9 protein-coding genes, 1 rRNA gene, 1 pseudogene and 1 riboswitch are annotated in these 14,558 nt (G+C 45.7%); of the genes and pseudogenes, 7 read left to right on the top strand and 4 right to left on the bottom strand.

The window, feature by feature from the left end; all coding sequences use genetic code 11:
- Positions 1–592 precede the first annotated feature (592 nt).
- On the bottom strand, positions 593–2,074 hold the full coding sequence (locus tag C232_RS0110110) for a DASS family sodium-coupled anion symporter (protein WP_018663903.1): 1,482 nt from the start codon (positions 2,072–2,074) through the stop codon (positions 593–595).
- Between the two features lie 177 nt (positions 2,075–2,251).
- Between C232_RS0110110 and C232_RS0110105 the strand changes: the two genes are divergently transcribed.
- Positions 2,252–3,940, top strand: coding sequence for a hypothetical protein (locus C232_RS0110105; RefSeq protein WP_018663902.1), 1,689 nt, complete (start codon positions 2,252–2,254; stop codon positions 3,938–3,940).
- Positions 3,941–4,136: 196 nt separating this feature from the next.
- Positions 4,137–5,231, top strand: coding sequence for a TIGR04053 family radical SAM/SPASM domain-containing protein (locus C232_RS0110100; protein WP_235801539.1), 1,095 nt, complete (start codon positions 4,137–4,139; stop codon positions 5,229–5,231).
- 223 nt (positions 5,232–5,454) lie between these two features.
- On the opposite strand, the pseudogene C232_RS0110095 reads toward C232_RS0110100, so the two are convergent.
- The 3 genes and pseudogenes from C232_RS0110095 to C232_RS0110085 form a co-directional block, all read right to left on the bottom strand.
- Positions 5,455–5,709 (bottom strand): annotated as a pseudogene (locus tag C232_RS0110095) (ABC transporter permease); the annotation flags it as partial.
- Positions 5,624–5,983 carry a hypothetical protein gene (locus C232_RS19780; protein ID WP_169338752.1) on the bottom strand — a complete coding sequence of 120 codons (360 nt, stop codon included), beginning with the start codon at positions 5,981–5,983 and terminating at the stop codon, positions 5,624–5,626. The gene C232_RS19780 and the pseudogene C232_RS0110095, both read right to left, overlap by 86 nt.
- Positions 5,984–6,020: 37 nt before the next feature.
- Positions 6,021–6,662 (bottom strand): response regulator, encoded by a 642-nt coding sequence (locus C232_RS0110085; RefSeq protein WP_018663898.1) that lies wholly within the window; start codon positions 6,660–6,662, stop codon positions 6,021–6,023.
- A gap of 328 nt (positions 6,663–6,990) precedes the next feature.
- On the opposite strand from C232_RS0110085, the gene C232_RS0110080 reads away from it, so the two are divergent.
- The 5 genes from C232_RS0110080 to C232_RS0110060 all read left to right on the top strand — a co-directional run.
- Positions 6,991–8,706, top strand: coding sequence for an ABC transporter ATP-binding protein (locus C232_RS0110080; RefSeq protein ID WP_018663897.1), 1,716 nt, complete (start codon positions 6,991–6,993; stop codon positions 8,704–8,706).
- 203 nt (positions 8,707–8,909) lie between these two features.
- Positions 8,910–9,011, top strand: a riboswitch (purine riboswitch).
- 137 nt (positions 9,012–9,148) lie between these two features.
- Positions 9,149–10,477, top strand: a complete 1,329-nt coding sequence (locus C232_RS0110075; protein ID WP_018663896.1) for an NCS2 family permease — start codon at positions 9,149–9,151, stop codon at positions 10,475–10,477.
- Between the two features lie 237 nt (positions 10,478–10,714).
- Positions 10,715–11,557, top strand: coding sequence for a glucose PTS transporter transcription antiterminator GlcT (gene glcT / locus C232_RS0110070; RefSeq protein WP_018663895.1), 843 nt, complete (start codon positions 10,715–10,717; stop codon positions 11,555–11,557).
- A 281-nt stretch (positions 11,558–11,838) separates the two neighbouring features.
- On the top strand, positions 11,839–13,824 hold the full coding sequence (locus tag C232_RS0110065; protein ID WP_018663894.1) for a beta-glucoside-specific PTS transporter subunit IIABC: 1,986 nt from the start codon (positions 11,839–11,841) through the stop codon (positions 13,822–13,824).
- Between the two features lie 482 nt (positions 13,825–14,306).
- Positions 14,307–14,558: ribosomal RNA gene (locus tag C232_RS0110060) — 16S ribosomal RNA — on the top strand; the annotation flags it as partial.

Genomic DNA, 14,558 nt, shown 5'->3' with positions numbered 1-14,558 from the left:
AAAGCCCGAGCGAGGGAAAAAACCATCCGCGCGGTCAATCATCGGTTGAATGAAAGCCCGCGCGAGAGAAAAAACCATCCGCGCGGTCGATCATCGGTTGAATGAAAGCCCGCGCGAGAGAAAAAATCATCCGCGCGGTCGATCATCGGGGGAATGAAAGCCCATGTGAGAGAAAAAACCATCCGCGCGGTCGATCATCAGGCGAATGAAAGCCCAAGCGAGAGAAAAAATCACCCTCGCGGTCGATCATCGGTCAAATGAAAGCCCACACGAAGGAAAAAACCACCCGCGTGGTCGATCATCGGTCGAATGAAAGCCCACACGAAGGAAAAAACCATCCGCGCGGTCGATCATCGGTCAAATGAAAGCCCACCTGAGGCAATAAACCAGTTAGATGGGCTTTCATCACCGCAATGAAAGCCCATCTAACTCTTGGACACATGCGAATGGTCATTCATCCGTGCTTTTTAGGATCTTTTCAACCATGCCCGGTTGTTCCTGACCTTTCCAAAGTGATATCCCGGTTGCGTTCCATTCGATCATGCCTAGTCGCTTGTATTTAAAAGAAATCCCCGGTCCGCTATCATTCTATCTACAGCAACCCGACCCACTTCCAATAGGTCATGCTGAACAGTAAAATCAGCAGGTAGCCGATGATCGTCAATGGCAGCCCCGATTTCAAAAAATCTTTTGCCGTAAAAGCACCCGTCCCGTATGCCAGCATGCTTTGCGGCGAGTTGACCGGGAGCAGGAAGCCGATGCTGATGACAAATTGCTGGATGAGTACGAACCCGATCCGATTATCCCCCAGATGAATGGTAGAGGTGAGTGCAATAAAGATCGGTATCAAAGCGGAAGACAGGCTGGTGGCGCTTGCAAAACCAAGGTGAATCAAAATAATAAATAATGAAACGAGCGCGATTGTGGCAATAATTGGCATGCTCTCCAGTCCCAGTGAACCGAATACTTTATTGGAGAGCCACTGTGCTCCTTGAGTATCCAGCAAAACGGTGCCAAGCGAGATCCCGACCGCAAATACAATAACCGTACCCCACGGAATCAGCCGTTCAACCGATTTCCAGTCGAAAACGCCGATCTTTGGCGTCAATAAAATGGCAATGGCCACAATGGTGACGGTGGTCGTGTCAAATGGGTGAAGTTTTCCTTCTGTGGTCCAGAAAAATAATAAAAGCAGCGAGATGACGATGAGGCGGATTTCCGAGGCTTTTAAATGCCCCAGTTCGTTAAGCTGGCTCTGTATGAGATCTTTCCCGGCTTCAATCGCTTTCGTTTCCGGCTTAATCAAGTGGGTCATCACAAAAAACAGCAGGACAGACATGATGATGGTCCACGGTGCGGCATACAGAAACCAGGAACTCCATGTAATGGTGGTCCCAAATTCTTTTTCAATAAAACCGAGTGCAACCATGTTTTGGGCAGCAGCCGTTTTGATGCCGACATTCCAAATTGAAACCGCCTGAACAGAAGTAATGACCAATAATGCTCCCAATTTGCTGTTATTCGGCAACCCGAATGCGGCTACCATTCCCAGTAAAATCGGAACAACAGCACCGGCGCGGGCAGTGGCACTCGGAACGAAAAATGCCAGTACGACAGAAACAAGAATCGCGCCAAAGACAAGGCTGCTTGTTTTTGTACCAACCCTGGACAAAATCCAGAGGGCAAGCCGTTTATGAAGATTGGTCGCCTGCATGGCTGCTGCCAAAAACAAGGCGGCGGCTACCAGGGCAACGGCAGAACTGCTGAAGCCGCTGAGTGCCAATCTCAGGGCATTGCCCGTTCCCGTCATTTGTGAAGGATCCTGGATACTTGGCGCGAGGCCGATCAGGACAGCAATCAGCCCGACAATCATGGCGGCGCTGACTTCATAGGAAACTGCTTCTGTTACCCAGAGAATCAACGCAAAGGCTAAGATGGCAAGCGCACGCTGGCCGGCTGCCGGCAGGCCTTCCGCCCGGGGAAGCAGCATGATTACAATCAGTACGGTAAAAGCAGCAGTGACCCAGATCCATTGCCATTTCGATTTCTTTGCTTGTTGTGTTGAAGCACTCATTTTTTTCACCCTCCCTGATTCATTGTCTTAAAATATTTATCCTATTTTAATTGTAGCAAAGTGGCGCAGGGAAAAATGTTAACGATTGGTGTAAATTTGAAAACGATTTCCTGAAAATAAAATGATGAAACCTTCCTGCCGAGTCAGCCGTATATATAAATAGAAAGGGTGAGTGAAATGGGGTTATTCATCATTTTTGTAACCATCATGGCTTTGATTACAGCAATTCTTATTTTTCCATTTTCAGAGAGAAAACTAAAAGAAGCTGGGAAGAAAATCAGCAATGAAAGAATAAAAACATTTTTTGGTTTGGTCGTGCTTTTATGGATCGTGGCAGTTGCCTTTTTTTACGTGACAAAATTGGATATGAATTTTTCGCTGTTCTGGCCTGCAGGGGTTTTGGCAGCACTGGCCGGGACATTTCTGGCAAACGGAAAAGAACAGCAAATCAAAGGGGTGATTTTTCTCGCCAGTCTGATTGTTGCCGGTTATATGCTGACAGCCCCGATGTGGAATGCCAGCGAAAAGTACGAAGCATCGAAAATGGTGCAGAAAACGGAAATCGAGCCGTTTGATGAGCGCGAAACACCGGCAAATGTACCGCCGAAATTCGCGCGCAACAAAATGAAAAAGTCATTTGGGCAGGTTCCGAATGCCAGTTATTATCAGCTTGGCAACCTGCAGATCCAAAAGGTGGATGGTAAATTTGTGTATATCGCGCCAGTTGAGTTTTCGGGCTTTTTCAAGTGGGTCAAAGGCGGCGAAACACCGGGATATTTTATCATGAGCGCTACGGATGCCTCCGATAATCCGAGTTTTGTCAAACAGAAAATGGTTTATACACCTTCATCTTATTTTCAGAAAAACCTGGAACGCCATATTCGCCTTGCGTATCCGAAAAAGATTTTCTACGGCGCGCCGCAGCTTGAAATCGATAATGAAGGAAAACCGTATTATATCCGGACATTCGGGCATTTTGTTTCGGCGCGCAACGGTTTTAAGGCAACAGGCATTGTGCAGGTGGATCCGCGTACAGGTGCAATGAAGGCCTATTCGCTCAAAGATGTGCCAGCCTATGTTGACGGGGCGATGTCACCGGAAGCAGTCAGCCTGCAGAACAGTTATTTTGGCAAATATATTCATGGTTTTTGGAACAGCCACTTCGGCAAGCGTGATGTAAAGCTGCCGACAGATGAGGGGACGGAAGCCAATGTCAGCCCGATTTTTGACGACAATGGCGTGATGTATTACTTTACTGATTTTTCGAGCCCGAAACAAGATGTCGACTCAATGCTCGGTTACTCGCTTACCAATGCGCGCACCGGCAAGGCTACCTATTACACCGGCCAGTTAAAAGAATCGTATATGGATTCGCAGGGGAATCTGGAAATCGTTGAGAAAAAATTCATTGAGAAGAAATGGAAGGGTTCGATGCCGATTTTATATAATTTTTACGGCGAGGCGAGCTGGCTGACGCCGGTTCTTGATTCGAACGGTTTTTTGCAGACTTATTTTATCGTGTCAGCGGCGAACCCGGAAATATCGGTTAATGCCAGTACGCCGGATGCCGCACTAAAAGCATATAAAATCGCTCTTCAACGCGGTGGCAGCAGTGTTGATGGCTCGTCCAAGGCAGACACCAAGACGGCCACCGGCAAGGTTCTCCGTGTCTATAAGGAAAAGTCGGGCGATTATACGAATGTTTCCTTCCTGCTCAACAATAAACAGAACTTCACCGTCAGCTCGGACACTATACCGCTTGTGATCTATTTAAAAGAAGGCGATGAAGTGAAGTTAAAATACCTGGATACAGGCGAAACATTTTTGCCGGTGAAAGGGATGGAGATACAGGGAATCGGCCATTAAAAGGGAAGGGCTTCTTTGTTAAAGGAGCCCTTCTTTTTTGCTCTAATTTGGAAAAATGGTGTATGCACTGCGGTAAAAGCGATATAATGGAAGAAGTTAGCAAGGATTTATGTACGGAAATTTATGTTCAGGTATTCACAAATTAAGTTTCAACATAAGGCTCGTGTTTCCGAGAAATGGAGGAAAAGCCATGACAATGAAAATGCGTGATTACAAGCAGGATCCATTTATCGTCATTTGGGAAGTCACAAGAATGTGCCCGCTTCACTGTATGCACTGCCGGGCGGAAGCGCAGCTGCATCCGTACCCCGGAGAACTGACAACAGAAGAGGGGAAAACATTGATTGACCAGATTTACTCGATGAACAATCCGTTATTTGTTTTTTCAGGGGGCGATCCGCTGATGCGGCCGGATTTGTTCGAACTGGCCGAATATGCGGTTCAAAAAGGGATGCGGGTGTCGTTAACGCCGTCCGCTACCCCGCGCGTAACAAGAAAAGCCGTGCGGAAAACGAAGCAGATCGGCATCAGCCGCTGGGCCATTTCGCTTGACGGGCCTGACGTTATAACGCATGACTACTTTCGCGGTATGCCTGGGATTTTTGATCGGACAATGAAAATGATTTCATATTTAAATGAAGCCGGCATGAGTTTTCAGGTGAACACGACCGTGACGGAATACAATGTGGACAAATTGCCGGAAATGGCAAAGTTAGTGGCGGAACTCGGCGCTGCTGTTTGGACGCTTTTCTTTTTGGTGCCGACCGGGCGCGGCAAACATTTGAAGCCGATCAGCCCCGAGCGCCATGATGAAGTCCTGCGCTGGGCATTCCGGCTCCAGGAGCATGTGCCTTTTATAGTATCGACAACAGAAGCCCAGTTTTACCGCCGCATTGCGATTCAGGAAAATCAGCGCCGGAAAAAAGCGGGGTTGGAACCGATCGGGCGGCACCATGACCGGATGGCAAAAGCGCCGCGCGGAACGAATGACGGTAACGGATTTATTTTTATCAGCCATACGGGGGATGTGTATCCATCCGGGTTTCTGCCGATTGACTGCGGCGATGTAAAAGAAACGCCGCTCCCTGAAATTTACCGGAAACATCCTGTGTTGAAGTCACTGCGCGATCCTGATTCGACAAAAGGCAAATGCGGCGTTTGCGAGTTTCGCTATATATGCGGCGGATCAAGGGCGCGGGCTTACGCGGTAACCGGGGATTATAAAGCTTCTGAACCGTATTGTACATATATTCCGGCAGGCTTCCAGACGGGGGATAAAAATTTAGAATAGTAAGGCGCCCCGTCTGCCAAATTGACTTTGAAAACCGTTTTAGAGATGAAACAATCACGGAAATGGGTATCATTAGAATAGAGAAACCCGCTTCTGTGATCGTTATAGTTTTGTTTTGGGCTTCATAAGTAAGATGAAGGCTGTTTCCGATTGCTTTAGTCTTTTAAAGGTTCAAAAAGACACGCCCTGAAACATGACCACCACCAGTATCGGTTTTTAATTGTCATACAAAATTTTGCATATTCCTGTTTCTGCTAAACCGGTAAATTGCAAGCAGGAAAAAGGCGAGTGCAAACGCCAGCAGGATCAGATAATTTAAATACAAGCTGCCGGCTGGATGGGCGGTCTGCAGCTGGTCCAGGGTTTCCAAAGTCCAGCGCTGGGGCAGAAAATTAGCAACTTTCTGCAGTACTTTTGGCATGATTTCCACTGGCCAGAAGCAGCCGGCGAGCATGCAGGTTGGGATTACGATCAAATTTTAGCAGCGGGAGTGTAAATAAGACCCATTTCGGGACGGCCCATTCCGACAGCCATTCTTGGATTGACAAGGGCAGTAAAATGAGAAACAGCGGGTTGATAAGCCGGTATCCCGCGGTTGCGGCGAGGATAGAAACGGTGAGCAGAAAAAGGCGCCACCCCTTCTTTTTGTAAAGCAGAATCGCAATATTGAGGATGAAATACAAAAGCAAAAGAAGCACAACCCAACCCATTTGCTGCACTTCAAGCACAGCGGAATAACCGATAAAAAACATCAAAGACAGTTTGCTTAAAATCAACCAAAATTCCATCTTAGTAAATTTTCCCCGTTAAAAAATAAATGGCAATCTGGGTCCGGTGTTCCAGCCCGGTTTTCCCGAGAATGGAAGTAATATAGTTTGCAACTGTTCCCTCCGAGATAAACAGGTTTTTTGAAATTGCCCGGTTGGAATAGCCTTTTGCGATGAGGGACATGATTTCGCGCTCTCTTTCCGTAAACTGCTTCGAGTCAATTTTCGGTTCCGGTGTGCTGCTATCCGATAAATTGTTTTTAATTTTATCAAGCACGACATCCTGGAAAATGCTGTTGCCATTATAGATTGTTTTGATCGCATCGCGGATTTTTTCCGGATCATTGTTTTTCAGCAAATAGCCTTTCGCCCCGTTTTTTAAGGCATCCACAATATATTCATCATCGTCAAAGGTCGTCAGGATGATGGGTTTGGTTGAAGTTTCTTCGGCAATAATTTTGGTAGCTTCTACGCCGTTCATCCCGGGCATCCGCACATCAAGGAGCGCAATGTCAGCCACATGGCTTATACAATACGAAGCTGCTTCCCGGCCATTTGCCACTGCTGCGAGTATCTCAAATTCTTCATAAGAGTCTAAGATGATTTTTAACCCCTCACGGATAAAAGAGTTATCATCTGCAATCAAAATTTTAATTTTCTCCATACATAGTCCCCTCCAAGCCGTTGCCGGATCCCTATGCTTTCATTATAGCGGAAGTCCTCCCTTTCTCCTACGGGCAATGTATAGCATCTGCATACAATCCGCTGCCGAATATTGGAACAGGACAAAAAGAAGCGTATGATATGGCTACGGAATTTTTAGAATTTATTGAATCCATAATGAAGAAGAGGGATTTGTCGTGTTCACCATCCGGCTGGCGCTGGTTGCGGATAAAAAAAGGGGCCCTTGTCCAGGCACGCGCAAACTTAAACTTGTATCTTGTGTACAGCCGCATTTATAATGCAAGTATATTTATAGAAGGGGGAAAAGCATGTTACGCCGTTTTTATTCCTATTATCTGCCGCACAAAAAGCTCTTTATCATTGACTTCAGCAGTGCAGTCATCGTGGCCGTATTCGAACTTGCTTTTCCGCTTGCGGTCCAGTGGCTGATTGACAGTCTGCTGCCAAGCGGGAAATGGGGGACGATTCTCAGCGTCAGCCTTTCGCTTTTTGTGCTCTATCTTTTCAGCACTTATTTACAGTACATTGTCAACTACTGGGGGCATAAACTCGGCATTAATATCGAAACCGATATGCGGAAAGAGCTGTTCGAACATGTGCAGAAGCAATCGTTTTCTTTCTTTGATAATGTCAAAACCGGCCATGTGATGAGCCGGATTACGAACGACCTGTTTGATATCGGCGAACTTGCCCACCACGGTCCGGAAGATGCGTTTATTGCTGTCATGACGTTTCTCGGCGCGTTTGCAATTATGTTTACCGTGGATGTCAAACTGGCTTTGGTGACCTTGGTGATCGTGCCGTTTTTGGTATGGGTGATCACGTACTGCAATATTAAAATGAACCAGGCCTGGGATAAGATGTACGGCGAGATTGCAGAGGTAAACGCCCGCGTGGAGGACAGTGTGGCCGGTGTCCGCGTCGTCCAGTCATTTACCAACGAAAGCCACGAAATCGAGCGGTTTTCCAATAACAACCAAAAATTCCGGAAAGCCAAACTGCTTGCCTACAAAACGATGGCCTTCACCAATGCCAGCACTTACATGATGAGCCGGCTGATGGTACTGGCAGTCCTTGTGTATGGTGCCTGGCTGACGTACAGCGGCGAACTAAAATACGGTGAACTTGTCGGTTTTGTTCTTTATGTGAATGTATTATTTAAACCGATTGATAAAATCAGTGCCATTATGGAATTGTATCCAAAAGGCATGGCCGGATTTAAACGGTTTTCCGAAATGCTGGGCCAGATGCCCGATGTCCAGGACCGCGAAACGGCAGTCGAAGTGGCAGCTTTGAGCGGTAATATTGTGTTCCATGATGTGGATTTTGGCTATAACGGAGGGAAAAACGTTTTAAAAGGCATTAACTTGAATGTGCGCGCCGGCGAAACCGTGGCATTCGTCGGGCCGTCGGGTGCCGGGAAAACAACAATTTGCTCCTTAATCCCGCGTTTTTATGATGTCGATGGCGGCAGCATTACAATTGATGGCATTGATGTCCGCAATATGACGAAAAAATCGCTGCGTTCACAAATCGGGATTGTCCAGCAGGATGTGTTTCTGTTTGCCGGAACCATTCGTGAAAATATTGCATACGGGAAGCTGGGTGCCAGTCGGGAAGAAATTGAAGAGGCAGCCCGGCGCGCGCACTTGGAAGAAGTCATCCGGAATTTACCGGACGGGTATGACACACAAATCGGCGAGCGTGGTTTGAAATTGTCGGGCGGGCAGAAGCAGCGCCTTGCGATTGCACGTATGTTTTTAAAAAACCCGCCGATCCTCATTTTGGATGAGGCAACATCCGCCCTCGATACCGAAACAGAGCGGCTGATCCAAATGGCGCTTGATGAACTCGCGAAAGATCGCACTACGCTTGTCATTGCCCACAGGCTCGCAACCATCCACAGCGCTGACCGGATTGTCGTGGTAACCAAGGACGGCATCGCTGAAGAAGGCGGCCACGATGAACTCCTTGCCCGCGGCGGAATTTTCGCCCAACTGCACCGGGTCCAGTACCAGCAGTAAAAGCGCAGTCTGGTTCATAAACTTATTTGAAATAACGTGAGAAAACGAAAAATGAACCCGTAAAACAGGCGGAAAATCTGTTTCACCTGAAATGAAAACTGCTGCTGGAATGAAAAACGAATATTGTTGAAAAAAGGAAATAAAATGTTCGGGTTTCTATTGACTTATACCCGAATACCCGATACAATCTATTTTGTAATTCATATAATAATATTAGTTACGATCGTATAATTTCAGGAATATGGCCTGAACGTTTCTACCAAGCTGCCGTAAATAGCTTGACTACGAGGTAATGAGATAGATTAAGAGGGCGAGAGTGCCAGGAAAATGGCTCGTTTGCCGTTTCTCATTCCTTACAGTCTTTGCGTTTCGGGCGATTACGTTCGGAGCGTTTTTCTGTTTACTGCGAAGAATCGGATTCCACAGGAGGGAAAGAGGAACCATGAAGCATTATTTTGAGTTTGAGAAACTGGGAACGAGTTACCGCCAGGAATTTATTGGAGGCATGACCACCTTTTTGGCAATGGCTTATATTTTAGCCGTCAACCCGCTGACATTATCCCTTGCCGGTGTCAAAGGCCTGCCCGCTTCTATGCATATGGACCAGGGCGCAGTATTTGTAGCCACCGCACTTGCAGCAGCGATTGGTTCGATTATCATGGGGCTGCTCGGTAAATATCCGCTCGCGCTTGCCCCGGGGATGGGATTAAATGCTTTCTTTGCTTATACGGTTGTCCTGGGTTATCAAATCCCATGGCAGCACGCACTCGGTGCCGTTTTAATTTCCGGTGTGTTTTTCTTCTTATTAACACTAACAGGGATCCGCGAAAAATTAATCAATGCGATTCCGGTTGACCTGAAACATGCCGTTGGTGCAGGAATTGGCGTTTATATCACATTTATCGGTTTAAAAGGTGCAGGCATTATCGTGAATAATGATTCCACGCTGGTGGCACTTGGCGACCTGTCCAAAGGGCCGGCACTGCTTGCGATCTTTGGAATCTTCATTACCGTGATTTTAATGACAAGAGGCTTTAAAGGCGCTGTATTTTTCGGAATGATCCTTACAGCAATTGTTGGGATGATCTTCGGCTTAATTGACGTGCCGCACAGGGTTGTGGATACAGTACCAAGCATCGAGCCTACCTTTGGCGCGGTGTTCAGTTCTTTCGGGGATGCATCTTTCTGGTCCACGCAAATGATCGGGGTCATCTTAACTTTCTTCTTTGTTGATTTCTTTGACAACGCAGGGACACTCGTTGCAGTTGCCGGGCAGGCAGGGCTCATGAAAGACGACAAGCTGCCAAATGCCGGCAGGGCACTCGTTTCAGATTCCATTGCGACAATCGTCGGTGCTGTGGTGGGAACTTCAACCACTACTTCTTATATCGAATCAACATCAGGTGTGGCAGCAGGGGCAAGAACTGGTTTTGCATCACTGGTTACTGCCGGATTCTTCATTTTATCGTTATTTTTCTTCCCGCTGCTTTCGGTTGTTACTTCTTCCGTTACCGCACCGGCGCTGGTCATTGTTGGTGTCTTGATGGTATCGAATCTCAGGCTGATTAAATGGGATAAATTCGAAATTGCAGTACCGGCATTCTTGACCATGATCACGATGCCGCTGACATACAGCATTGCAACCGGGATTGCAATCGGGTTTATCTTCTATCCGATTACAATGATCGTAAAAGGGAAAATGAAAGAAATCCATCCGGTAATGTACTTCTTCTTTATCATCTTTTTGCTCTACTTCATTTTCTTAAAATAATATGAATGACCGTGACTTGCGGGTGCCTTGGTTTAACCGCCGGGCTGCCTGCAAGTTTTTTATATGAAATGCTGTTTGAACAACAAACAGCGGGTCCGCATCTTTTTATATAAATCGCTGAAACCGGATCGCCTTCCCGGTACTTGAACCCGGACTGACAATTAAATATATTTGATAACGATCCCCATATCCGTTAAACTAATACTATTGTACAGGTTCTAGCCAAGGGGGATCGAAATGGAAGCCTTTAAAGTGAAAAAAGTGTTAAACAACAATGTCTTAATCGCTACTCATCCCCGATACGAGGAAACCGTCCTGATTGGGAAAGGCATCGGCTTTAACCGCAAAAAAGATGAGGTCATCCCGCAGGAATCTGCTGAAAAAATGTTTGTGCTGAAAAACGAAAAGGAACAGCAACAATATATTAAAATGATTCCATTCATTGACAACGATACCCTCGAAATCATTATCTCAGCGATTGAAATGATCCGCAACCGTACCGATTCCCAATTGAATGAACATATTCATGTTGCGCTGACAGACCATATTGCTTTTACCATCAGCCGCATCCGCAAAGGCCTGGCTGTAAAAAACCCATTTGTCTCAGAAACAAAGATCATGTACCCCCGTGAATACGAGATTGCTCATGAAGTGGTTGATTATATTAATGAAGCAATAGATGTTTATTTGCCGGAAGGAGAAGTTGGCTTTATCGCCCTTCATATCCACAGCGCGGTAACAGACAAGCAGATCTCTGAACTCAGCCAGTATTCCCATTTGATTAAAGTGCTGATTGAAACGGTAGAAAATGAATTTAAAACGAAACTGGACAAGGACAGTACCAATTACATGCGGCTTGTCCGCCATTTGCGGTACACGATTGACCGTGTCCTGACTGGCGAAAAAGTCGATGAGCCCGAAAAACTAAGTTTTTTCTTGCAACAGGAATACCCGCAGTGTTATAATTTGTCGTGGAAATTGATAAAAATCATGCAGCAAACATTAAAAAAACCGGTGTACAATGCGGAAGCCGTCTACTTGACCATGCATTTGCAGCGGATTCAAAGCAAATTAGAATAGTCCGGCTTCATTCCATATAAAATTATTTGTAAACGTGTTACTGATTCGATCAGGCATGAGTGAAAAAGTTGATGAAATGGATTTATGGGAACGCTAACCCATAAAGCTGTTTTCCTTCTCTTTCCTCATGCCTTTTTTATTTTTGCAAACGCAATAATGTTGTGATGCATGATGATTCCTCCGGCGCGCATGCTAAGGATCAGGAGGCTGCAGTTTGTGCGGTGAAAGGAAATTGGTTTCCGTTATTGAACTTAATTTTACTGTATGAGGAGGATTTATAGATGGCAAAAAAAGATTTCTCACAGCTCGCCCGCGATATTGTGACGAACGTGGGCGGAGTTGATAACGTCAAATCATTGGTACACTGCGCAACGCGTTTGCGTTTCCGTTTAAAAGACGCAAATAAAGCGAATAAAGAAGCGCTCGAAGACTTGCCGAATGTACTGACGGCTGTAAATGCAGGCGGACAGTATCAGGTGGTCATTGGGGATGAGGTGGTACCTGTTTATAACGCCATTATGGATGCCTATCATTTTTCTGCTTCTGACGCTGGTTCTAACAATGAAGCAGCGGCGGAAGATAGTGAAGAAAAGGGCAATGTTTTTGACCGCTTTGTTGCCGTGCTTTCCGGCATTTTCACACCGTTCATCTCTATCCTGGCAGGTGCCGGTGTTCTAAAAGGGGTTGCAATCCTTTTGGCCAGCACACATGTATTATCAACATCTTCAGCGAGCTACAGTATCTTAAATGCTTTGGCAACCGGTGTGTTTACACTGCTTCCTATTTTTATTGCGTTTACTGCAGCGGATAAATTTAATACGAACCGCTTTATTGCGGTTGCCCTTGCTGCTGCCATGATCTATCCATTGACAGATGACACGATTCCAAAAATCGCCCATATCGGCAGCTATGCCATTAATTTTAAGCAATATGGCGGCGCGGTTATTCCGACAATCTTAGCAATCTGGCTCATGAGCTATATTGAAAGATGGTTCAAGAAACATCTTCCGGCTGTTACCCAGCTCGTATTTGTTCCGTTCTTTACATTGCTTGTTGCCGGCGCATTGACGTTTATCGTCATCGGACCTTTAGGAAATGCAATCGGAATGGGGCTTGCCTACGGATATAAATTTCTATACACCCTAAGCCCTGCCATTGCCGGTCTTATTTTAGCAGGTTTGTTCCAAGTGTTTGTTGTATTCGGACTGCACTGGGGGATTCTTCCAATTTCCCTGATTAACATTCAAAACTATGGCTATGATACACTGCTTGCGATGATGTTTGTTGCAGTATTCGGCCAGTTCGGTGCCGTTACAGGCGCAATCTTTAAAGCGAAAAAAGCCAAAAACAGAGAAATTGCAGTTTCAGCCGCAATTAGCGGATTTTTTGGAATTACGGAACCGGCTATTTACGGGATTAACCTGAAATACAAAAAAGCCTTTGTATTTGGTTTAATTGGAAGTGCAGTTGGCGGGGCCATCGCAGGTTTTGCCGGTGTAAAAGCCTTCCAATATTCACCGGTTATGAACTTTTTTGAACTTCCGTTGTTTATCGGAAAAGGCTCAAGCGTTGCAATGGAAGCCATTGCGGTCATTGTTGCCTGGGTACTTGCATTTTTCCTTGTTCTGATCTTCGGCTTTAATGAGGAAAATAATGAAAAAATGTTTGCGAAATTCACTGCAGGAAAAAAGAGCTTAACTGAGAAGAAAACAGCGGCATTGGAAAGTGAAAAGGCTGAAGAAACAGACGTACAATTGCCAAAAGTGGATACAACAGGGATGGAGCTTAAAGAAACCATCTTCAATCCGGTAAAAGGACAGGTTGTTCCGCTTACCTCTGTAAACGATCCTGTTTTCAGTTCGGAAGCTATGGGTAAAGGCGTTGGGGTTGTACCTGCAGAAGGCAAAGTTATTGCACCGTTTGACGGCCAGGTTTCTGTAGCGTTTCCAACAGGACATGCATTCGGCCTGCAATCCGACCAGGGCGCAGAAGTATTGATCCACGTTGGAATTGATACAGTCAATTTAAATGGTGAACACTTCAATGCAAACGTCAAAGCAGGCGACCGCATTAAAAAAGGCGACGTGCTCGGTACATTTGAACCGGATAAAATTAAAGCTGCCGGTTACGATACAACAACAATGGTAATTGTGACGAATACAATGATGTATGATGCAGTTGAACAAATTGCCATTGGCGATATATATGTAGAAGAGGCACTGATCAATTTGTATAAAAAACAAGAAGTTGCGGTTGAAAGCAAATAATGTCTTTACTGCGAAAGAGGCCGGCCCATACATGATGGGCCGGCTTTTTAGGTGGTTAATGGATAAAGTGAAACTTCCATCTGTGGGGGTTCCTTCATCCCCCACAGATGGTTAGTTGAACCAATCGGAACTTTATGGGCAGTTTGATCTCCCACCTATCTTCTTCGTACTTTGAATTTTGAGGTGGGAGTCTTACTGCCCATTAAGGTGGTATAAATTTTAAATTCCGGGCAGATGTCAAAATAAATTCCGTTGTATTCTATTGACATGACAGGTATTTGGTGATATTATAATAAAGCTGATTCGTTAAAAGCGAAAAAGCGCGCAAGTTTCTAAGATAAACAAAAAAAGTTGTTGACAAAGACTCGCTAGGTTGATATAATAATTAAGTCGCTGTCAGAACAACAGCAATAAAGATTGTTCCTTGAAAACTGAACAAAACAAAACGTCAATGTTTATTTTATGAGCTTTTATCAAACATCTTTATGGAGAGTTTGATCCTGGCTCAGGACGAACGCTGGCGGCGTGCCTAATACATGCAAGTCGAGCGGACTCTTTAAAAGCTTGCTTTTAAAGAGTTAGCGGCGGACGGGTGAGTAACACGTGGGTAACCTGCCTGTAAGACTGGGATAACTCCGGGAAACCGGGGCTAATACCGGATAAGTTTTTCCTTCGCATGGAGGAAAAATAAAAGATGGCTTTTGCTATCACTTACAGATGGACCCGCGGCGCAT

This window comes from Heyndrickxia acidiproducens DSM 23148 (genome assembly GCF_000374345.1).
Taxonomy (GTDB): Bacteria; Bacillota; Bacilli; order Bacillales; family Bacillaceae_C; genus Weizmannia; species Weizmannia acidiproducens.
Note: the sequence above shows the minus strand (reverse complement) of the source record. Positions and strands in the feature narration are given on the sequence as shown.

Coding starts and splice junctions, on each gene's coding strand:
- C232_RS0110080 (WP_018663897.1), top strand. CDS start 6,991: ATGTTACGCCGTTTTTATTCCTATTATCTGCCGCACAAAAAGCTCTTT.
- C232_RS0110100 (WP_235801539.1), top strand. CDS start 4,137: ATGAAAATGCGTGATTACAAGCAGGATCCATTTATCGTCATTTGGGAA.
- C232_RS19780 (WP_169338752.1), bottom strand. CDS start 5,983: ATGTTTTTTATCGGTTATTCCGCTGTGCTTGAAGTGCAGCAAATGGGT.
- C232_RS0110075 (WP_018663896.1), top strand. CDS start 9,149: ATGAAGCATTATTTTGAGTTTGAGAAACTGGGAACGAGTTACCGCCAG.
- glcT (WP_018663895.1), top strand. CDS start 10,715: ATGGAAGCCTTTAAAGTGAAAAAAGTGTTAAACAACAATGTCTTAATC.
- C232_RS0110085 (WP_018663898.1), bottom strand. CDS start 6,662: ATGGAGAAAATTAAAATTTTGATTGCAGATGATAACTCTTTTATCCGT.
- C232_RS0110110 (WP_018663903.1), bottom strand. CDS start 2,074: ATGAGTGCTTCAACACAACAAGCAAAGAAATCGAAATGGCAATGGATC.
- C232_RS0110105 (WP_018663902.1), top strand. CDS start 2,252: ATGGGGTTATTCATCATTTTTGTAACCATCATGGCTTTGATTACAGCA.
- C232_RS0110065 (WP_018663894.1), top strand. CDS start 11,839: ATGGCAAAAAAAGATTTCTCACAGCTCGCCCGCGATATTGTGACGAAC.